18 protein-coding genes are annotated in these 22,914 nt (G+C 40.8%); 5 read left to right on the plus strand and 13 right to left on the minus strand.

Features of this window, described 5'->3' with window-relative positions:
• A partial coding sequence (locus tag L5L77_RS21310; protein WP_263185135.1) for a transposase occupies positions 1–156 on the minus strand: 156 nt, incomplete at its 3' end.
• 92 nt (positions 157–248) lie between these two features.
• On the opposite strand from L5L77_RS21310, the gene arsC reads away from it, so the two are divergent.
• Together arsC and arsH are read left to right on the plus strand one after the other, a co-directional pair.
• On the plus strand, positions 249–683 hold the full coding sequence (arsC, locus tag L5L77_RS21315) for a glutaredoxin-dependent arsenate reductase (protein ID WP_263182487.1): 435 nt from the start codon (positions 249–251) through the stop codon (positions 681–683).
• A 17-nt stretch (positions 684–700) separates the two neighbouring features.
• Positions 701–1,402: an arsenical resistance protein ArsH gene (arsH, locus tag L5L77_RS21320; RefSeq protein ID WP_173248745.1), complete on the plus strand. Its 702-nt coding sequence runs from the start codon at positions 701–703 to the stop codon at positions 1,400–1,402.
• Between the two features lie 159 nt (positions 1,403–1,561).
• Here arsH and L5L77_RS21325 read toward each other — a convergent pair whose 3' ends face one another.
• From L5L77_RS21325 to L5L77_RS21355, 7 genes are all read right to left on the minus strand, one after another.
• Positions 1,562–4,669 (minus strand): EAL domain-containing protein, encoded by a 3,108-nt coding sequence (locus L5L77_RS21325; RefSeq protein WP_263223395.1) that lies wholly within the window; start codon positions 4,667–4,669, stop codon positions 1,562–1,564.
• Between the two features lie 586 nt (positions 4,670–5,255).
• Positions 5,256–6,506, minus strand: coding sequence for a response regulator (locus L5L77_RS21330; RefSeq protein ID WP_263223396.1), 1,251 nt, complete (start codon positions 6,504–6,506; stop codon positions 5,256–5,258).
• Positions 6,499–9,168: a hybrid sensor histidine kinase/response regulator gene (locus tag L5L77_RS21335; RefSeq protein WP_263186568.1), complete on the minus strand. Its 2,670-nt coding sequence runs from the start codon at positions 9,166–9,168 to the stop codon at positions 6,499–6,501. Before L5L77_RS21335 ends, L5L77_RS21330 begins: the two co-directional genes overlap by 8 nt.
• Positions 9,169–9,200: 32 nt before the next feature.
• A complete protein-coding gene (locus L5L77_RS21340; protein ID WP_263141086.1) occupies positions 9,201–10,421 on the minus strand; it encodes an EAL and HDOD domain-containing protein in 1,221 nt (406 codons plus the stop codon).
• Between the two features lie 960 nt (positions 10,422–11,381).
• The gene (locus L5L77_RS21345) at positions 11,382–11,672 is read right to left on the minus strand and encodes a hypothetical protein (protein ID WP_263141085.1); all 291 of its coding nucleotides are present in this window, start codon (positions 11,670–11,672) and stop codon (positions 11,382–11,384) included.
• Between the two features lie 119 nt (positions 11,673–11,791).
• Positions 11,792–12,658 carry a PhzF family phenazine biosynthesis protein gene (locus L5L77_RS21350; RefSeq protein WP_263141217.1) on the minus strand — a complete coding sequence of 289 codons (867 nt, stop codon included), beginning with the start codon at positions 12,656–12,658 and terminating at the stop codon, positions 11,792–11,794.
• Positions 12,659–13,119: 461 nt separating this feature from the next.
• Positions 13,120–14,496 (minus strand): PLP-dependent aminotransferase family protein, encoded by a 1,377-nt coding sequence (locus tag L5L77_RS21355; RefSeq protein WP_263186565.1) that lies wholly within the window; start codon positions 14,494–14,496, stop codon positions 13,120–13,122.
• Positions 14,497–14,657: 161 nt separating this feature from the next.
• Between L5L77_RS21355 and L5L77_RS21360 the strand changes: the two genes are divergently transcribed.
• The 3 genes from L5L77_RS21360 to L5L77_RS21370 all read left to right on the plus strand — a co-directional run bounded on the left by L5L77_RS21360 (position 14,658) and on the right by L5L77_RS21370 (position 18,526).
• Entirely contained in the window at positions 14,658–15,266 is a 609-nt protein-coding gene (locus L5L77_RS21360; RefSeq protein WP_263186564.1) for an FMN-dependent NADH-azoreductase, read from the plus strand.
• 102 nt (positions 15,267–15,368) lie between these two features.
• A complete protein-coding gene (locus L5L77_RS21365; protein WP_263186563.1) occupies positions 15,369–16,436 on the plus strand; it encodes a redoxin family protein in 1,068 nt (355 codons plus the stop codon).
• Between the two features lie 29 nt (positions 16,437–16,465).
• Positions 16,466–18,526: a protein-disulfide reductase DsbD family protein gene (locus tag L5L77_RS21370; RefSeq protein ID WP_263186562.1), complete on the plus strand. Its 2,061-nt coding sequence runs from the start codon at positions 16,466–16,468 to the stop codon at positions 18,524–18,526.
• 497 nt (positions 18,527–19,023) lie between these two features.
• Here L5L77_RS21370 and L5L77_RS21375 read toward each other — a convergent pair whose 3' ends face one another.
• The 5 genes from L5L77_RS21375 to L5L77_RS21395 form a co-directional block, all read right to left on the minus strand.
• Complete coding sequence (locus L5L77_RS21375; protein WP_263186561.1) at positions 19,024–19,470, minus strand: GNAT family N-acetyltransferase; 447 nt, start codon at positions 19,468–19,470, stop codon at positions 19,024–19,026.
• A gap of 546 nt (positions 19,471–20,016) precedes the next feature.
• Positions 20,017–20,709: a response regulator transcription factor gene (locus L5L77_RS21380; RefSeq protein ID WP_263141073.1), complete on the minus strand. Its 693-nt coding sequence runs from the start codon at positions 20,707–20,709 to the stop codon at positions 20,017–20,019.
• Between the two features lie 133 nt (positions 20,710–20,842).
• Positions 20,843–21,568, minus strand: a complete 726-nt coding sequence (locus L5L77_RS21385) for an SDR family NAD(P)-dependent oxidoreductase (RefSeq protein WP_263141071.1) — start codon at positions 21,566–21,568, stop codon at positions 20,843–20,845.
• A 176-nt stretch (positions 21,569–21,744) separates the two neighbouring features.
• Complete coding sequence (gene trpC / locus L5L77_RS21390; RefSeq protein WP_263141069.1) at positions 21,745–22,548, minus strand: indole-3-glycerol phosphate synthase TrpC; 804 nt, start codon at positions 22,546–22,548, stop codon at positions 21,745–21,747.
• Between the two features lie 125 nt (positions 22,549–22,673).
• Positions 22,674–22,914, minus strand: a 241-nt coding sequence (locus L5L77_RS21395) for an integrase core domain-containing protein (RefSeq protein WP_263185691.1), incomplete at its 5' end; no start/stop codon positions are given.

Consider the following 22,914-nt stretch of genomic DNA (forward strand, 5'->3'; position numbering starts at 1 on the left):
TTTAGGTAAATCTCGCCAAGGGATACCTGTTCTAAGGCGGTAAAGAATACCTTCGAATGTTTGTCTATGTTCAGGTTTGTCATAAACACGGCCTGTGCTTTTCATTAAATGAAATAGCTTTTCCCAGCGTTCATCGGTTAGCATAAGTCTTGGCATGGCTTGAGGTTATGGTTACTTTTGGCGAAGCAAATTATAACGTCTTGCCATGCTGTCTAAAAATCACTCTCGAAAGATCAACAGACCCTAATATGATTGATGACAGCATTAAGATTTACCACAATCCAGCCTGTGGTACATCGCGCAACACTTTAGCATTGATCCGTAATAGTGGAGTCGAACCCCAAATCATCCACTACTTAGAAACGCCACCCTCCCGCGATGAATTACTTAAGCTAATTAATGAGATGAAAATATCTGTGCGTTCATTGCTACGTAACAATGTTGAACCATTTGAACGACTAGGACTTTCTGAAGTCACATTTACTGATGAAGAACTGGTTAACTTTATGCTGACTTATCCCATTTTAATTAACCGTCCTATCGTCGTTACGCCGCGAGGCACAAAACTCTGTCGCCCATCTGAGACAGTGCTTGATATTTTGACCAAAGCACAACAAGGCCCTTTCACCAAAGAAGATGGCGAAATCATCATTAATGAACAGGGACAAAGAGTTCGCACATGAAACCACTAAACCACGATATGCCAGCGCTCAAACAAGAATTAATGGTTAATAACATGGATATGGACTGTTTTAATCTAACTCCTCTAACCCATCCGCCTAGAATACTGATGCTTTATGGCTCAGTACGAGAACGCTCCTATAGCCGACTGACGACGGAAGAAGCCGCTCGACTATTAACACACATGGGCGCAGAGGTGCGTATTTTTAACCCTTCTGGACTTCCACTTCCTGATGATGCGCCTGACAGTCATCCCAAAGTCATGGAACTAAGAGAAATGGTACGTTGGTGCGAAGGTATGGTGTGGTGTTCACCAGAACGCCACGGTGCGATGACCAGTATTATGAAAGCTCAAATCGATTGGATCCCTTTGGCTGAAGGTGCTGTCCGGCCTTCACAAGGTAAGACATTAGCAATAATGCAGGTGAGTGGTGGTTCACAGTCCTTCAACACACTAAACCAAATGCGTATATTGGGACGATGGATGCGCATGTTCACCATACCCAACCAGTCTTCAATCGCAAAAGCTTGGTTAGAGTTTGACGAGGCAGGCCGAATGAAACCTTCGCCTTACTACGATCGTGTAGTTGATGTTATGGAGGAATTGATGAAATTCACTTTACTCCTGAGGGGCAATGTTAATTTCCTCACGAACCGATATAGCGAACGCAAAGAAAGCGCTTCAGAGCTATCAACCCGAGTAAATCAAAAAGAAATATAGATTAAACACTAAAAGTATTCTCAACTATGGAGCAAAAGATTAGCCCAGCGCCAACTTTTGCTCCAGATAAGAACCATCACGCCAAATAAGTCCATTCCAAATACACGAGTAAACGACCTAAACCCTTAAAGCCAGCGAAAAACTCTCTGTAACTTGCTATTAACGATGCAATTCGTCCATTTGCTTGAATTCATTTTTAATCTGTTGATATTGCGATGGCCATTCGTCGTACCAAAGAGCAAACTCCTCTACAGGCATAGGCCGAGCAATACCATAGCCTTGGCACAATTGGCAGCCCAATTCAGCTAAACTCTTACCATGGGCAATGGTTTCAACACCTTCAGCAATCACATTAAGATTAAATACTGACGCTAAGCGGATAACACCCTCCACGATACGCCAATCATCTTCGCTATCGAGCATACCTCGCACAAAACTCTGATCAATTTTTATCGTCGATATGGGTAATTGGCGTAAATACGTTAACGACGAATAACCTGTACCAAAATCATCTAGGGAAAAATGGACACCCAAACGCTTACATTCCTGAAGGATCTCAATTGCCAATGTCATATCTTCAATGGCGGCACTCTCTAAAATTTCCAATTCTAGATCCGAGGCCGTCAAATCGGGATATTGCATTAACGTCGATTTTAAGAACGCGCTAAAGTGTTCAGCCAATAGCTGCCGAGCGCTTACGTTAATACTTACTGCTATCGGGCGACCACTCTGTTGCCAATTCTGCCATTGTGCTACTGCAGTATTGATAACCCATTCACCTAAAGCAATTTCAAGATCACTGCCTGCAATATCCGGTAAAAACTCACTCGGACCGACTATACCTCGCAGTGGATGACGCCAACGAATTAAGGCTTCCGCACCAATAATTTTACCGGTAGCGAGATTCACTTTTGGTTGGTAAAACATCACAAATTCATGACGTTCAAAAGCTGACTTAAGTTCTTCTAACCAAGTTCTCCGAGCAATAATGTTACGATCAATGTCAGGATCAAACATTTGGAAACGATTCTTACCTGCCGATTTTGCCATATACATGGCTTGGTCGGCATGGCGCAATAAAATGTCGGGGTCAACGTTATCCTCTGGATACAAACTCACGCCAATACAAGCCGTTAAACAAAGATTTAAATCACCGATTAATATCGGCTGATCGACCGCCGCCAGTATTCGTAATAGTACTTGAGTACATTCTTCCTCAGACATCATCTCAAATAAGATAACGAACTCATCGCCTCCTACCCGGGCCAACGTATCTTGCTGCCGAATCACCACAGACACATTATTTGCAATCGCGATCAACAGTTGGTCACCAACCTCATGGCCATAACGATCATTGATCACCTTAAACCCGTCAAGGTCCATAAAACACACGGCACAGAGACTGCCATTACGTTGAACATGGGCAATCATTTGCTGAAAACGGTCTAAAAGTAAGCGACGATTTGGTAATCCTGTAAGTGCATCATAATTTGCCACGCGATCTAACTCAGTCTCATGGGTCTTTAATAACGTGATATCGGCTTGGGTTCCCGAAATCATCAACGCTCGACCTTGACTATCCTCTTCAACGACCCGCCCCTTACACAATATCCAGCACAGCTCGCCAGTCTTTTTAATGCAGCGCACTTCCAACTCTATACTGCTTGTTTTATGGATGAGATGCTGTAGAACCTGTTGCTCTATATTTTGCACATCTTCGACATACACATATTGGCGCCAATTATTAACCGTCAACTTCATCTCGCCAGCTTGATATCCCAAAATGGCTTCAAATCTTGGGCTGATTTGCACTTCTCCAGTAACAGCATTCCAGTCCCAGAATCCTTGTTCAGAACCTTGAATAACCCTTTGTAATTGTGCTGTTTGAGCCGCTAGTTGTTGTTGAAGCTGTCGCGCCTGGGTAATATCTTGCACTGTACCGTGCAATTTAAATATCTTACCGTGCGGATCACGCTGTGCTTGACCCCTAGCCATAATCCAGCGATGGGCACGATTAGGATCTAGCAACTCAGCTTCGCATTCATACTCTTCTCCCGTATGCACACATCGCATCACCAGCGTACTTAACGCTTGCCAACTCTCAGGAGTAAATAATTTCTGCACTTGTTCTATCGAAGGGGCAGCTTCTTTATATGGCAAGCCATAAATCACAAAAACCTGTTCAGACCAAGTATGCGAATCAGTAACTAAATCCCACTCCCAACTGCCAATCCCTGATAATTGTTGTGCTTGTTTTAATCCCAACTCACTAATGAGTAAATGTTCAGCATTTTTTTCTTGAGTCGTGACATCCCTTGCTATTCCAAATAAGCCACAAATTGCACCTTGAGCGTCAAACACAGGACCTTTGGTCACTTGAAAAATGGCTGCTTCACCCTGAATATGTAAATACTCTTTATGTGTGGTGACCATTCCGGACACTAATACAGTGCGATCTTTTTCTTGGATAATATGAGTCGAGTCAGCATCAAAAATATCAGTGTCATCTTTGCCCAAGATGTCACTCATACTCTTGCCGACAAAGGTAGCGGCACCTTGGTTGACCAAGATGTAACGCCCCGCCAAATCCTTCACAAAAATACCATCGGTTGTTTGAGAAACCACAGAATCGAGCAGTTGATGATTCACATCCAATTTCTGTAATGAGGCGCGTAAATAGCCGCTTAGTGCACTGATCACTATGCCGTAAACACTTAGACTAATAAGCTGTAACCAATCGACAGAATGAATATTGTCGAGACTATTGGCGGTTGGATGAAGATAATAGACACACAGAACAGAGAGACATGTCGCGACTAATCCAGGGGCAAATCCGCCAGCAATCGCGCTTAATGAAATAGGCAACATAAAAATCAGCAATAGTAAGCGCTGGTGCTGCTCAGCTGAAAGCGAATTGGCAAACCATAGCGTTATCAGCGTAAAACTCAATATTGCAATATATTTAAGCCATGAGATATTGCTTATCGCTACAGAGCGAGCAAAGGTTATTTCAAGCAAATTACCCGATGGAGCATTATGACGGTCAGGAACGGCATTCAGAACAAAAAGTAGGATAAAGGCACTGGTAAATACAAAGAAAAAACCTTTAGCGAGGGATAAACGAAACACAGTTTCTGTGTCCGTAAATACAAGCAACAATTGATCGGATAAAAAGATCCATCCAAGCGCTGCAAGCGCATAAATAGCCACAGCTAAAATAATATATTGAGTCCGAGATTTATGATTATGTACAGTATTGTCAACCATCCTAACTCCATCACAACTAGCGCCATCAAAACGACTCCCTTGATCTATGATTGGCACTAACGCCAGCCAACAATAGGTGGTCATTCCACAGATGAACATCATATTCAAGCTAAAGACTATAACTTAAAAAACATCAGTATAATCTAATAAAAACCCCAAAGAACAATGTACAACATAAAAATGCAAATCAAATACATGCCTAAAATATAGCTATCAGATATTAAACTTCAAACAGTATCTAAAAATGATTATTGAGCGTTCAATCGTTAACGATAAAAAGCGATATATTGCTAACTTACAGTAAATTTTCTAAGTAAATGCACAGCATATCTGGCTCACCGTGCGATGAAAATCTAAAATTCCCGGCGTAAATCATTAGGAACTCAGTCACCACATCGCATTTCTAACACACCAATAAGATGAGTGCTGAATCAGCCATGCTGACATAAAGCCTCTACCTACAAAACATAAAAAAACCATAATTTAAATACCTAAAAAGGTAGATGTTACGGGTAAGGATATAGGCCCATACCTGTGAGGTTAAAAGAAAAATATACAAGCACTATTAAAACCCCTGCCTATAGAACTATCGCAAATGCAATGGAATATCATACTTCCTAAAAAGCTTGATTATTGAATCCTTATATAGTGGTTTGATAATGTAACCTTTAGCTCCTGCAGCTATTGCCTGCTGAACTGATGACTTATTTTTATTCCCAGTCAACATAACTATGGGCGTAATTGCATTTATTCCATTAGACTTATTAATGTGGTTAATAATATAAAACCCATTAGTATCAGGAAGATTTATGTCCATTAAAATAACGTCATATTTTTTCTTAGAAAGTAAATCTAACGCCATACGTCCAGACAATGATGTATCAAGTTCAATGGCATACGTTCTAAGAAGCATAATAGTTAAATTCAAGCTAATGTGATCATCCTCAACAATTAACATCTTTGGCACTACAGGAACTTCAACTGATACAAGAGAATTTTTTGACTCCGAATACAATCGATTATACGTGTATTTAGTATCAGGCACGGTTGGAACTGCCTTGTTGCTAACCTCAATATGCTCCTGTTCTGGCAAAGGGGCTTCTGCGACCGTCGCCACATTTGATACATCAGTAACAACAAGTTCAAGTAAGTGCAACGCCTTACTTTGTAGTTTCAACAAAGCTGGTCTAATTTCATTAGAACGAATAAATGATAATATCTTCTTCAATGAAGCCAGATCTAACTCAGCGGTTCTATTACTTGCAAGGTGCGCTTCTGCCTTATCTAATGATTGCTCAATTTCAATCAAACTTAATTCAAAGCTATGTTCTAAATCCTTCTTGCGCTGAACACCTTTAAGGACAATCTCCTTGATATGCGAAGAGTAGTTATCTTGCACATTTACAAACTCTTCTACTTTTTTATATTTTCCTCTCAACCCAATTTCCCGCAATAAATGTGTACATATTATAATTGCTCTATGCACTTCATACATTGGCCTAGCAATTAAATAATCATTAATCACTCCACTACGATAAGCCTCGTACGCTTCTCTTTCTTGATGTTTTGGAATAAGAGAAACAACAGCATGCTCACATATTTCTACAGCCTGCAATTCCTCTATGGCTTCGTAATAAATAAGTAAAGTTTCTTGTAAAGTTTCAGCAGCAACAAGAATCACTTTTGGGGTTGATTGTTTGATTTGCTCAACAAGCTCAGCATTCGTTTTAATCACATGAATACGAGAAAAGTGACGAATTAGAACACTTATCAATAATCTATCATTATCTTGGTCGTTCGTATAGAGAACGATATGCTCAAAATTGACTCTATCCACTAGCATTACTCCTTTGCATAAAAAACTCAATTAACGCAAATAAATCATCATCAACCTCTTGCCAACATTTTAAGATAACTTTGTAATCAATAGCATTGTTACGCGAAACACGCTCTAGTTCTTGGCAAGATAAATTTAATTTTTTTGCTCCTATGTAAAGAGAATTACTTTTAAGGGTATGGCTAATTGCAGTAATAATACGAAGATCATTATCCACAATTGCAGACCTTAATGCTTCACGCTTAACAAGTAAATTACTATAATATTGTTCTAAAAAAATAGATAACTCTTCATCGCTTATATCTTCACCTACAAAATTATATATATCTGACAAGTTGACTATCTGTAAGATATCCACTAATTCCTGCGGTGTTTCATCACAACAGAAAAAACTATTATCAAAAGAAGTATTATCTGCTTTAACTGTAGACTTTTTTAAACTTGTATTATTTGACAAAGTGACTTTTACTTCATCTAAAAGGCCAATCAAATCATTCAACGTCAGAGGCTTTACAAGTACGCGATTTGCTCCAGCCTGCAAACATTCATCTTTACATATGTCGCCATGATCAGCGGTCAACATCACAATAATCGATGGCGCTAATTCCCGATACCCTTCAACTTCTCTAATGACGCCAATGAGGTCTGAGCCCGATATAGTTGGCATTATCACATCAGAAATAACGACATTGAATTTATTTGTCTTAAAAAGCTCAATTGCTTGCATCGGATCTTGAACACAGGAAACTATGACTCCAACAGATAATAACTGTTTTTCGATAACAAATAAGTTTTCTTGACAATCATCAATAACTAACACACTAATATTACTATAATCAGCACTATCCGAAGCCTGCTCGTCAATAATATTAAAATAATTTTTAACATTAACGAAATCAGTTACTGATTGAATTCTGAGTGGTGGATATGAAATCACTTCGTAGTCAGAGTTAGACTTAGAAAGTGACACTCGCCTTAACTCTGCAACTCTTTCTTTTCTTGTAAAAAGACTAGTTACAAATTCATTCTTTGAGATAATATCATTTTGATTCAAGTCAATAAAAAGTATTGAGCTTTCAGTTTCAAATTCCAGTAATTCATTACTTGGTAAATATAGCAACTCGAAATCAAGCTCTTTGGAATATCTTGAAACTGATTCGTGAAAAATCGAACTGTTAGTATATGCTGTTACTGAAGCATCAATATCAGAACGATAGGAGCCGCTTACATCAGGTGCCGTAAAGTGACTATCTAAAGCAAAATCAATAACAAAATAGAAAACGCTACCATCACCGATACGACTAATAACCTGAAGGTCACTTCCCATTGAACGACATATACTTTTACTTATGTATAGGCCTAAGCCAACACCACCATACTGACGGTAAGAATTTGATGATGCCTGTTCATACTTACCGAACACTTTTGATTGTTCCTCTTCAGTTAAACCGATACCATTATCAATAACAGAAAACTTTAGTTTTACATTTTCGAATGACTGCTCCAGAACTTCTACTTCTAATAGAATCGACGAGTCAATTTTATTGGAAAACTTAATTGAATTGGAGATTAAATTATAGATAACTTGATTTAGTTTAACTTCATCACAAATAACCCTGCGATTAAAATTTAATGGCATAAAAAAGTCTAAATTAATGTCTTTTTTATCTGCTTGAAGGCTAAACGCATCAACAACAGATTCGCCTAACAACCTAACATCTACCGAGTCATGTTTAACATCTGTACTACTCTCATTTGTCTTTTTAAAATCCAACATACTATTAATGAGTAATAAAACTTGTTTTGAAGTCCTGAATGCGACAGATAATAACTTCTTATCCTGTGCCCTTACATTACCTAAACTGAGCTCAATTAAGCCTAGCACTGCATTTAATGGTGTTCTAATCTCGTGACCTAGAGTGGCAATAAAATCACTTTGAAAGCTATTCAATTGTTCCAGCTCTGAACATTTCTCTATTAATACTTTTTCTTTCTCATATCGTTTAGATTCATCTATAATTAACCCAAACCGAGTTCCATCATCAAGGAAGAAATCTCTATACTCAAAATACAACCCTGATTTAGTTTTAAAAGATAGACATATTTTTTTATTAGTTGCACATTTATATCTAAACCACTTCATAATTCTATAATTATTTCTACCAACAATCTCATAGATAACAATATCTTGAATTAAACTAAAAAATGACTTACCAATATAATTATCAACATGTAAATATGAAAAAAGGTATTTAACCTCGCCACCAATAAAATCAATATTGCCAAGAATATTTATGACAAGAAAACCGTCTGAAGCAATTTGCTGATATCTAGAATCATCACCCGCAGGCTCCTCACGCCTGAATTGGTTATACTCAAATTTTTTTATTATTGGCGCATCATGCTCTACAACACAGAGCACAATAAAATTTTTATTGACCATCTTTAATAGGCTAAACTTTAAACAGTTACTTCCTATCATTAAGCATTCATTAGGCGTGATATCCTGTTTAAGTTTTTCAAAATGCTGAATTATTTTTTTCTTGGCATTTTTTAAAAAATTATTATTTGAGAAAATTTGATTCTCGCCTAACCACTCCCCCTCAGGTGATAGCATAAATGCACAAGAATCAAACAAGTCTAAATCAATACCATTCATCATCGCATATCCTTATTGCAAACTAGCATTCATTACTACTGAACTGAATTTTTATACTGATTAAACCAGCTATACACTTTATCACACGCTGAGATGAGCCTCTCAGGATCCATATTATAATTATCAATGAAATAATCGACAGTAACCCAATCACCTTCCATATACGCCAGAGTAAGTTGTAAACAATGAGCTAGGTATCCATGATTATTAAGTAAAGCACGCTTTATTTGCTGTTCAAGAGGAAGCTGCTCTATCGCTCTGTTCATTGGCTTATCTAAAATGGCATCTAAAGTAGATAATAATCCAGTCAAAAATGCTGACTCTTTCAACAAAGGAAATCCCATTAATGATATTAACTCTTCACATAACCGAGCCCTGATTATAGTATTATTAATTAACACAACTGGTTTATTGGGATTAAGTTCAGCCAAAATAATGAGACTTACAAACTTACGAAGTTTATTTTCACCTAAAAAAATCATAGTCTGCTTAATTGAGGTAAATTCATTCACATGCTCAAACTGACTTGAATTGACATACCTTAGTAATTTATAGGTAAGATCTAAATCTTGAGAAAAATAATGTTCAAGTTTTTTATAACTAAAATCAGACTTAAAAACCTCATTGTAAATAGACATAACAAAATGTTGTGTAGCACCTATTTCACTCCCCTCTATGAGTTCTGGCTTATAAAAATAATAACCTTGAAAATAATCAAAACCGAGTGACTTAGCTAGCCTATACTCTTCCAATGTTTCAACTTTCTCTGCAAGTAGTTTTAAATTATACTGTCTAAATTTAGGGATCAGATGAGAAACACTATCTAAAGGCGTTGAAATTATATCAATTTTTATAAGTTTAAAAAAAGGAAAAAAACGTTCCCACTCAGGAGAATAAACAAAGTCATCTAAAGCAAGATAATAACCCAAGTTAAATAACTCTTTAATTAAAATAAAGTTATCCTCGCTTGGGCTAACAGTTTCCAATACCTCAATAATAATATTTTTGTATGGAAACATGTATAACAAATGGTCTCGCAAGAAATGAGATGGAAAATTAATTAATGCTGGCTTCCCTTCGGTTAAATCCTCTAGATCCATACTTAAATAACTATTTACAAAAACTTTAGCTGTAGCAACATTGTCTGTAACACCCTGTGGGAAATAGTTATCCCGACTATTTCTAAAGAGCAACTCATAAGCAACAACGTTTTTATTTCTATTCAGTATAGGCTGTCTTGCCATATAAAAGCGCATAGTTCACCTCTTCCCTTTGGGTCACTTAACTTTATAATCATTAGTGAATCAGTCCTTTAATTTTTCATTCTAGACCTAGGTGCATCATCTTTCAACAGCACTTTCTCAAGCCTACACTATAAATTGATATAAGTAGCGATTAAATCCGGCTTAAATCTCAGATTTATACTTAATTTAGGTGAATATTTAAGAAATCATACTCAAGATATAAATACCTATTTTGAGGTATAACTATCTTGTTTATCCATAAAAATTAAGTATTAAATGAACCGCTATTCTAGTATCCCGCAACGAAATAAAATGAGTAAAATGAACAGTTAAAACTGAAAAAAACTATTATTAATCCTTTTAGACATAATGGACTTATTGGCTTATTGGCTTATTGGCTTATTGCCAGTTAATGGCGTCATTACATAGCAGTGATACTAGATGAAGAACTTACCGCACTAGGGTTTGTTGGCGAGGATGTCACAACGATTTGACTGGATTTGATGCGAGGCTGAGCCCGTGTAGTGTCGTTATCCACATAAACGGGCAACATAAGCAGGTGATGAACACAATTTTGAGCTAGCTTGATAACAACACTGTCGCAGAACCTAAATCATGACATAGCAGTGTCAATAGGAACAATTACTTAGCTAAATCATGTAACCCTACATTGACATAAAATGTACCCATAGCCTGACAAATAGGAGTAACCAAAAATAACTCAAATGGGAAAGTGTGATGTTACAACGAATGTGATTTAAACCTTTGCAAACTTACAATTGGACAAAAGCGAGTGAGGTATCTGCTAGAGATAAATGACAGGTTTCAGCTTGTAAATCAAACTTGCCTAGTTAGATTCAAAGGCACAATTAGAGGCTAAATAATCATTAGAGAAGCTATGGTTAACGCCAAATGAACGGGCTGAAGAATAGGCCACCGTATTTAGTCATATTAATACTTGTTAGTTCCGATTTACTCCAAACTACTCAGGGCGGTATATGAATCAAACCCTATTTCCTGATAGGTACCTTTATCCAAACTCACGGTATGAAATTCTGGCTTCCCCTCGCAATTAATAAAATTGACTTCAAGCCAAACTTGCTCGTGCTCATCAATAAGCCAGACTTTCCAAAGTAGCTTAGAATCTATGAGCAATTTATATACTCTATAAGTTCTGTAGAGCTCTGACTTTGTATTTTTAGACACTTCTAGTAAATCGCTAGGTAAGTTGGTTACTTGAACCAAATAGTCGATGATTTTCATTTTCTATCAGCCTTTCTCATGCTTCTCCCCAAATAAGAATTCCACCAAGTCGCTGCACACCTCTCAAACTCACTGCAATCCCATAGCGGCAAGCGTTACGGATTTGCTTAAATTATTTGTTATACGGAGATTTCCAGCAGCCCAACCTCATGCGCAAATCCACCAACCATAACCCTGAGAATATCCTGCTCCTTCGACGTAACTGACGCCGTAATTATTGAAATACAGTCCATTGCCCTGCCCTGCTCGAAAGTAAAACGACTCGTATGTTCACCGCCAAGGTGCTTGGTTAGATAACATGCTAATGCTCCACTAGCACTCCCCGTGGCGGACTCTTCTGGAATACCAAACAAAGGAGCAAAATTCCGACAACTCGCTGTCAACCCACTGTTTTTATCACATAATTCAAAAGCATGAATACCAATAACATCATGTTTTTTACAGAAGTCACTGAGCAAACTTTCATTCACTTGGATTCTATCTAGATATCCATATGGCACTGGAACAATAATATCAGGCAAGCCTGTTGAAATAACCTCAATAGGTAACTGAGTTGACTCTAGTACTGCCGGATCAATGCCAATTAACTCTGATATTGCCTCGTAACTAAACATCCCAAGGTATTCAGGTAACTTCAGCTCCATCACTATATTGCCATTAGACTCTATCGTTACGGTAAGTAAACCCGCTTTAGTCCTTTGAACATATTGCCCTTCGGCTACCATCCCTTTTTGATGCATTGTTGAAAATGCCGCTAATGTTGCGTGACCACAGAAATCAACTTCACCCGTTATGGTAAAAAAAGACAACTCAAAGTCGACTTCGTCATCTTGAGAAACAAAGGCAGTTTCTGAATAACCAACGGCTTGTGCTATTGCTAATTTAGCTTCGTTAGACAGATTATCGGCGTTCAATACTACGCCTGCAGGGTTGCCTCCGCTTCCATTGGCAGTAAAGGAATTAACCAAATAAGCTTTAACTTTCATCAATATCAATTTCTCCATATACCGTCTTAGTATTTATGCGTTGCGATGATAGCAGGGCATAAATCGCGTGTTGACTCAATCTCGACTATGGCCGTTGCCACGTCCATGCTAACTGATGTTAATGAGCTATAGAAACTTGCTTTTTAGGGATAGCTGTTTCATGCGGCTTTGTGCGTAATCATTTGATATCATTTTTGCTTTTTTATTCACTCTAGCTCACCTAGAGTGATTCACGGGCACGATTTAACGCATTAATGTCAATGGTTTCTACTTCGAAAAAACTGCTAGCCTTTGTTTTTTGTAAGCAATGTCTTTGCTATAGAGCCTGTTTAATGCAGAACAAATGCCCCATTGCTACTATGTGACGTATAGTTTTCAACTAAGCTCCACTTTCGCAACAACTTCAGTTCATTTCTCCATAATAAAATCAAACCATTTCTATAAATCTCTCTCACGTACAATTAGCATTGCCCTAAAATATCTTTGAAGCGAGAAACTAAGGTTCGACATTCTTCTTCAGTACTAATATTGGTGAAACTTAAAATTAAGCTTGGGTGAACGGGTCTTGATGACCATTGCGATAACCCTTGAGCAAATAACCCTGCCTTCATCATATTGTTGGCCAGCTCTGCATCATCAATATTGGGGTCGGTCAATTTTACCATCATATACATTCCACCCGGTTGTGGTTCAATCGATACCTTATCGCCTAACACTTGTTTAAAGACTCTGGCGGTTAATTCTCTGCGCTCTCTATATAGATTTTTCATCCGTTGAATATGCCGGGAAAGATGGCCTTCCTGCATAAAAGCCAACACGCAAGCTTGGGTAAGCCCCGAAACATTGCCGGCATACAGTTCAGAGCATTGCTCGAACGCTGACACTTTGCTTTTGGGCACCACTATATAAGCCATTCGCAAACTGGGGAAAAGCACCTTACTGAATGTGCCTGAATAAATAACCCTATCAAAGTTGTCCAAACTTTTTAACGCCGGTAGCGGCTGACCTGTATGGCGATATTCACCGTCATAATCATCTTCAATAATCCAACTTTGGTTAGTCTCTGCCCAACTGAGTAATTCCTGTCGACGCTGGAGCGATAAGGACACGCAAGTTGGACTCTGGTGAGCTGGGGTCACAATCACCGCGTCCGCTTGGGTGTTGGGCGGTAAATTTATGCCTTCTTTATCGACAACGATTGGCACAATATTAAGATTCTGATTAGCTAAGATTTTCCGAGTCAGTGGGTAACCGGGATCTTCTACGGCGACATTGGCTTGTGGCGTTAGCAGCACATGGGCTATCCAGTTAATGGAATGGACATATCCAGAGGTGATAAATACTTGGGTGGGCTCACATTTTACCCCTCGGGAAAGCTGTAAATACTGCGCTATGGCTATCCTGAGTTGCGGGCTGCCATAAACAGAAGGATAAATCAAATCATCCATCTGGATGTTACGGGCGCATCTTGCCGCCATTCTTGACCAAGCTTGCCTTGGAAAGGCATCTAACGCTGGAATACCTAGCTGAAAGGGAAGTACGACAGAAGTTTCTATTTCAGTGTGGAAACCGGGCTGGCGAGTGTTTAGCTGAATGGTTTGGACCTTAGCTAGCTCGAAAAAATGTCGACTGACCACAGTGCCAGCTTGGCCTTTAGACTCAATGTAGCCTTCGGCTTTTAAGATGGCATAACCTTCCTCTACCGTTCCACGTGCGACACCCATTTCCTTGGCAAGGGTACGAGCAGAGGGGAGCCGCTCACCGGACTTGAGTATCCCTTGCAAAATCGCAGTATGAATGCGTTGATAGACTTGCTTATAGGCCAAGACTTTAGTCATTCCTCTGCTCCTAGAACTCAGTAATAAGCGACACACAGCTGCCAACATGGTCCACTAAAAAAACAACTTCATGGCTCTTATTATGAGCCATGGGTATTTGTATCATATCGACGTATTGGGGGAAACTGATACATGGCAATGCTTATCTGTAGAGAGAAAATATGAAGATTTTAGTGATTAACTGCAGCCCGCAACAGCTAGCGTCCTCGACCTATAGTGTGGCGCAAGCCATGATTGACCAACTTACTGATTTACATGAACTCAATATCGACATGCTCGATGCCACAGGACTGCCACACATCGACAGTGATTATGCTAACTCACTCTGCGCTGCTGACAGTGCTCATGATCTTAACAAGGGCAGCTTAGCCATTTCGGATCGATTAATCCGCTCCCTTGAGAGGGCAGATCTGGTGATCATAGCTTCTCCTATGCATAACTATTCCATACCTTCCTGTCTTAAAAGTTGGCTGGACCACGTAGTTCGAGCAGGCAAGACCTTCGACATTACTGCTACCGGAAAGCAAGCATTATTGGTAGATAAGCCAGTTTATGTTTTAATCTCGTCGGGTGGGGTGTTTTCTGGTGAAGCCGCCTACCAACCCGATTTCTTTACCCCCTATATCAAAGCGATCTTGGCCACCATTGGTCTCAATAATGTCTTATTTTTCACGATTGAAGGCACAGCAAATCGCACTGACTTAGTACAGCAAAAAATCGCAGATGTTCAACGTCGAGTATGTGAGCATTTAGTGACCGCCTTAGCTTAATCAACTGTCTCTACGGCCATTTAATTCATGACCTTTTGGCCCTGGGACACTCAGGCTAATAGGTATCTTACGCTTTCAGTAAAAAATGATAGGAAAATTGTTATGACAACCGGCTTTAATACCTTGTTAAAAACACCATTGATCGCATTGTTATGTTTATTTACCTTGGCTCAAGTGGCCCATGGTGCAGACGACGATTATTCGGCCGAGGGTGAACGAAGAGCTAAAGCAGCTGGGGAGTCCTTGGTTGGCACACCAGCCCCTCAAATGAAGATGACAACCATTGATGGTAAGGCGATTGATCTTGCTGATTTGTATGGTAAGAAGCCGGTTTATATTAAGTTCTGGGCCACCTGGTGTGTCCCATGCCGTGAACAAATGCCGAGCTTTGAAGATATCTATAAAAAGTACGGTGACAAGGTTCAAGTCATTGCGGTGAACACAGGTATCAGCGATAACATAAAATCTGTCACCGAGTTTAGTAAAAAAATGGGCTTGACCATGCCCATTACTATTGATGATGGCAAGCTAGCACGTGCGTTCCACTTACGTGTTACCCCTCAACATTTATTGATTGATAAAAATGGTAAATTTGCTTATTTCGGTCATAGGGATGATAAAGAGTTCCATCAGGCTTTGGATAAAGTAGTCGCTGAAAAAGCGACAGGTAAACCTTTACATAATCCGACCTTTGTAGCGAAAGATTCAGGTTATAACTTGGGCGATACAGTGCCTGATCTCGCTTTTTCTACCATTGACGAAAAGCCGCTTAATATTAAATTTAATACAGCCAGCAGTAAAAAAGTGGCAGCGGTATTCTTTGGCCCTTGGTGTGAGTGGTATTTAGAAACAACAGAGCCTAAGACTTCGCAGGCCTGTACTCGGGTGCGTGAGCTGTTGGAGAAAAAATCGCAAGCATCCACAGTGCAATGGGTAACGGTTTCGACCAACTTATGGTCATCAGTTGCTGAGCTTAAGGATTATCGTAAGAGTTATGGCACGACTATGCCAATCGTGTTTGATCGCGATGGTGAGTTGTTCAAGCAATTTGGTGTTAACCAAGTACCAAGCATTAGTTTAATCGACGCTGACGGTAAGGTTATCCTAAAATCCTCGATTCAAGATGATGATTTTGATGCCGTTTTACACACGATTTCAGCATTAAAATAACCCCTTCATCTTGATAATAAAGGCGTGACATGAAACGTTTAGCTCAGTTTATAACAGGATTTATTATCCTAATATGTTCGTTGCAAGTTATGGCCAATGAGCTAAGTCAGTCTCAGCGCCTAATTTCTATTTCCATGATGATGGAGTCTGACAAGCCTGCAGCTGGAACCCACGAGCTCGCTATCACCATGACACCTCAAAAAGGCTGGCATGGTTATTGGCAAAATCCCGGTGATGCAGGCTTTCCAACGCGGTTTGATTGGCAGTTGCCCGAAGGCGTGACGATAGGAGAGGTGCAATATCCGGCGCCGAGTCAGCTGGTGACCAGTGATATCATGAATTACATTTATCACGGCGAATATACCTTGCTTGCGCCTATCACTATTGATAGCAGCATTGCAGTTGGTACTTCGTTGCCCATCAAGCTCGATATCAGCTATCTAGTATGTAATCCAACAACCTGCTTGCCAGAACAACAGACGATCGAGCAAGACTTCATGGTCGGGAATGGCAAGGTTGAGCAGCATCATCAGCGGCAATTTAGTCAATGGCGTCAGATGCTACCTAGACCATTGGATGCTAAGGGGCAGTTTGCAGTCGAGAACAATACTCTGACGCTGTCTTTACCGCTACACGGTTCAGTCGACAGCCGTAATGCCCATATCTATCCCATCATCAATAACACCCTAGTAAACAATGCACAGCAGATCCTGAACCATGAAGGCGATGTGCTGAGTATGCAAACGCAAGAGGGTGATGAATTAGCTGATTTATTTCAAGGAGTTTTAGTATTAGAAAATGGTACCGCATTACGCTTTGATGCCCATAAAACTGACCATGTCGCGTTTATTGTACCGCCGATAAATGAAGATAATACCAGCAATCAAAACATCTGGTTGATTGGCATCACGGCTTTTGTGGGCGCAATTCTAGGCGGCTTACTACTTAACATCATGCCCTGTGTATTTCCTATCCTGAGCTTAAAGATTTTGAGTCTGTCACATCAAGGTTCGGAAAAAGCGGCGAGGATGGGCTCAGTTGCTTATACCTTAGGTGCGGTGTTGGTCTGTATTTGCTTAGGTGGCGCTATCTTAGGCCTTAGGGCCTTGGGGCATCAAGTCGGCTGGGCATTCCAGTTGCAAAGTCCAGCTGTAATTGCCGCATTGATCCTGTTAATGAGCGCGATTGGGTTTAATTTGGCGGGCTTGTTCGAAATAGGGACATTAACCTCAGGTTCTAAATTGCAAGATCAAAAAGGCCCCATGGGAGATTTCTGGACTGGGGTATTAGCGGCATTCATTGCAACGCCTTGTACCGGGCCCTTTATGGCGACAGCTTTAGGTGCCGCCTTAGTATTACCAACGACGGTGGCATTGGTAATTTTTGCCGGCTTAGGTTTTGGCATGGCATTACCGTTTCTATTGGTGGGTTTTATTCCGGCATTACGTACTCGCTTACCTAAGCCAGGGGCTTGGATGGTCACCGCAAGGCGGATCCTTTCTTTGCCTATGTTTATTACCGTATTAGGCCTAGTGTGGATTTTGATGCGCCAATCAAATGATAATTATGTCTTGTCTGTACTTGCAGCAACCATGCTATCCACCTTTGGTCTATGGCTTACTGGTTTGTGGCAACACTCGCAGCATAAAGGCCAGTGGTGGCCTAGCCTCTTATTGACGTTACTGCCTCTGTTGGCAATCCTTTATTGGGTTCCACAGGCTGAATCCCATGCACAGGGTGAACAAAAAGAGGTGGCGGAAGCGCTTGTCTTTAGCCAAGAACAACTCAATATCTTAGGCGCGCAGCAAGATGTGTTTGTGTATTTTACGGCTGACTGGTGTTTAACCTGCAAGGTAAATGAGAAAACATCGATTGAGCGCCAAGAAGTCAAAGCAGCGTTTAAACAACATAATGTCGCGACTATGATTGGCGACTGGACGAACGGAGATAGTCAGATCACTGAGTTTTTATCACAACATGGGCGTTCTGGAGTACCTTTGTATTTGTGGTATAAAAAAGGCGTAAACAAACCGATTGTTCTACCTCAAATATTGTCTCAAACAATATTAATTGAACGGGCCAAAGGATAAAAGTTTAAATACGACACTGTAATGTCACATTTTAAGCATTAATTTAACCATCTGCACTTAGTGTTGGCTTTGCTGAATAAATTCTAGCATTAATCAACTTTGACGTAATAAGCAGTCCTGATAACTCATTAGGACTGCTATCACCTAGATGCCATTGAGATATAGAGCTTTGATTACTTGGGATTTACTCTATTCTATCCCTGAATATTAAGGAAGCTACCTCACAAAGATGCACCACCAAACACCCGATCAATCACGAGTGTCATGGCAGCGCACGGTCCTCCGAGCGGCAATGAGCAGGACATCGCAGCCCCCTAATTTGCCGCTCAGCCCTTCGGGCAACTCGAACAGCAGTGCTTTAAATATCGTGGAGGTGATCAGAGCGTGAGCGTAGTCCATGTCCTACGGTAGCAATGGATTAGCCCCCAGTTCGCATTCAACCAGTTAGTACAGGAACTGGCTCGCATGCGGACCGGCATTGATCAACAAAACATTATTCATGCTTGTTCCCCACCCCGAAGTTTCTGGGTGAAGTGCATACCACGAGCCAGCAACCCATGACGAAAATAGAAGCGTTGTGCTAAGGGATTATGCAGGCCGGTATCCAAGACAAAGTGATCACATTGACGCTTCACAGCCTCATCACGCACTGCAGCCAACAGTCTTCCTCCCAAGCCGCTGCGTTGAAGGTCTGGGCTCACGACTAGGTCATCGACGTAGATGAAACGTCCGTAGATCAGGTTTTCCAGCTCGCGGTAACCCGCCAAGCCGACGATGTGAGCACCGTCCCACGCTGCGAGCAAACGGTAATCTTGCTCGGCCTGACGCGCCAATTGCGCGACATAGACAGCTGGAGAGGTGATATGCGGCCGCAAGATACGCATTAGGTCAAAACTGGCCCCAAAGGCCTCTTTGCTATCAAGGTGTTGAAGTGTGTAAGCCATACCCGTTGTCGGCTAAAAAGTGATGGTCAACTTTAAAGCCGCAATGACTTAAGCTACAGGGCCAAAAAGTGCATAAATGACTAGGCCATGAATGCTCCATTCAAATAATACCGCTGAAGTGGTCAATAAAAATGGTGCCAACTTTATGGAGCTATGTGGATAACACTGCCAACGGTATGGGTTCAGCGAAACTACTGTCGCTGAAACCAAACCATGACATCTCAGCGTGTCTAGGAACAAGTACTTAGCTAAATCATATAACCATACATTGACATAAAATCTACCCATAGTCTGACAAATAAGGAATCCCAAAATAACTCTAGTGATAAAGTGTAATTTTACTACGAATATCCATTAAACCTTTGCAAACTTACAATTGGACATTTCTGAGTTAAACCTTTAACTCTAACTTGTGAGTTTCAGCATAAAATATCTATGGGGTAACGACGCATTAAGGTGTAAACAACGCTACAGATAACACTACAGTAGCGCCGAACTTCGATCACATGAGATGAGATAACAACGGTAATGGAGTATGAGAGTGCGTCAGTGCGTTTTGCTAAGCTCTGCCTCCAATTTGAACAGCTCTGAGTCGGTACTAATACCAAGTTTGCGGAAGGCGGCTTGCTTTTGGCCGCTGATAGTCTTTTTGCTACGCGAGAATTTCAGGGCGATCTGGTTGACCGTAAGGCCTGTGAGACAGCAGCGAAGCACTTCGCTTTCCTTTGGTGACAAATCAGAATAGTTAACTAAGCCTTGTTTACTCTCGTTAGGGCAAGCAACATCAATAGATTGGGAAAAGGACTGTTTTTCCTGCTCTGTTGCAAAACTCGGCGACAAATATAACCGTCCGCGCGCGGCCATTCGAATAGCCTTAATCAGGTCGTCGGTATTTTGCGATTTGCCGACAAAGCCGTTGGCACCAGTGCGGATACTCATATGTACAGTAGCGGGACGTTCAGCGGAGGAAAAGATAACTATGCGCAAATCGGGATAACGTTGGCGAATTAGACCTATCAGACGCAAACCATCCAACTCACCGTCACTCAGTTGGTAGTCAAGCACCAGAAGATCGAAGGTATTCCGGCGCATTGCATTGAGCAGCTCGGTGCTGGTTGAGTAGACACCTTGTAAACTGAAGTCGGGTTCTGCTGAGATACGCATACTCAGCGCCTCGCGGATCAATGTGTGGTCATCCAGCAGGGCAATTCTGATTAGTGGCTTGCGTGACCATTGCATTGGTGTCAGCTCCTTTGGATTACCTGGTACTTTAATCTAATACAGTCAATTCCTGCAAAGGTAGCAGGTTTTGTCGGATGTTAAAACCTAATGCCCTGCTTAAGGAGTACTGCTCAATCAAGTTAGCTTTGGCTTACAAACTTACTTTTAACTGCTCAAGGCTTAGGGCTTTGGAGTGCAAATCAAGCCGTGGTGTCAGTACATGCTCTCCCTGTGTTAGAAGAAAATCCACAGCATTAACTATGTCGACTACCTGAATCTTGCTTGCATTGTCGATGCGACCATCGTTGGTCATGTCCGTATTGACTACACTTGGACACAGGCAGGTGACATGCACATTGAATGGTAGTAGTTCTTTGTATAGCGCCTCGCTGTAGCTGATCAGCGCTGCTTTACTAGCCGCATATACACCTAGTTTTGCAAGATTCTCTACACCAGCTCGGGATGACAAGATGAAAATATAGCCTGCTCCGATCCTTTTCATATGATCGGCTAAGTGATTGGTAATTATCATCGTCGAGGTTATATTTATCGTCAGCATTGTACTTACTTGCGCTGCACTTAGTTTCGAGGTCCCTGCCAACAAAATCCCGGCGCTATTAACCAATATGTTGATGGGGGCTGAGTTAGTTAATAGCGAAGTTATGGCTTGGTCAACCGCTTCGGGGTATTGCATATCCACTGGTATCAGTTGGATTTGGCAATTGGGGTGTGTGGACAATATATCCCTCCTAGCTCGCTCAAGATTCCTAGAATTCTTCGCTAGTAATATTAAATCTGAGCCCTGTGCCGCAAAGCTTTTGGCAATTGCTAAGCCGATACCGCGGCTACCACCGGTTATTAAAGCACGTTGGTTCATCGTTCTACTGTCTCATTTAAAGAGTTTGCACAAATTTTCTTTTTAGTTTTGGGAATTCATGTAGAGCTCTGCATGTCCATGAAGCATGGAAACCGCTGGAAGCAAGCCTTGCATGAATCTATATACTATCTATGAGAGATTGGTATGTTTGTTGTTGGTCAACGTCTAATGAATGTTCAACTTTGGGGAAGGCCAGTTAATAGCTCTCTGGTTGCATTTGCAACGTCCTTTTTCCTCATCAAACTTTCACCAACTAAGAAACTATTAATTCCCACGTTTTTCAGGCGTAGGCAGTCACTATGGTTAAAGATTCCGCTTTCACCTACGAGCAGTTTACTGTCTGGGACCATATGAGCCAGATTTTCGCTCGTATTTAGGCTAACTTCAAAGGTATTCAGGTTCCGATTGTTGATGCCGAGCAGTGGTGACCTCATTCGCAACGCTCGTAACAATTCCTCTACGTTATGGACCTCGATCAACACATCCATACCAAGTTCTAACGCGATATCTTCAAGCTCGGCCGCTTGTTCATCGGTTAATACAGCCATGATTAGCAGGATGCAGTCACTTCCCCAGGCGCGAGACTCATAGATTTGGTAGGGATCAAACATGAAATCTTTGCGCAGCGTAGGTAGATTGCAAGCACTACGCGAATCGATAAGGTGCTGTGGCGCTCCACGAAAGCTCAGCATGTCGGTGAGCACGGATAGACAAGTAGCACCACCTTCTTCATAAGCCCTTGCTAAATTTGCCGGATTGAAGTTTTCTCTTATAAGCCCTTTTGATGGGCTGGCTTTCTTTATCTCACCTATCAACCCAAGTTGACTATGCTGATTTTGAGATTTAAGTGCATTGTAGAAACCACGAGCGGCAGGCTGTTCCATTGCCATCATCTTGATCTCATCAATATTAATTTCGGATTTAGCTACTGCAATTTCCTGAAGTTTGTAGGACTTGATTTTTCTGAGGATATCGCTCATTTATTTTCCTTATTCGTCAGAGGTTAGCGTAACCTAGAGCCCTAATTTATAAAATTAGCTGGATTAAAAAGAGAGTACACACTTCTATCTAGGTATTGAGTAACCACTGACGTGGAGTGTAGTGGTCAAGTAAAATTGGCCACGATTTTAGAGTCATTCCAATATAAACGTTCTGACTCATTTGGCGTTAACCCACCATTATATTGATGGGGTCTGGTCTCACTGTAATATCCAGTGATGTAATTTGTGATCTCTTTATCTGCTTCTGTAAAATTCCCATAACCACTGGCGGGGATCCACTCAGATTTCAAACTTCTAAAGAAACGCTCCATTGGTGCGTTATCCCAACAATTCCCGCGACGACTC

Origin of the sequence: Shewanella sp. SM29 (assembly GCF_025654245.1) — a bacterium.
GTDB lineage: Bacteria > Pseudomonadota > Gammaproteobacteria > Enterobacterales > Shewanellaceae > Shewanella > Shewanella oncorhynchi.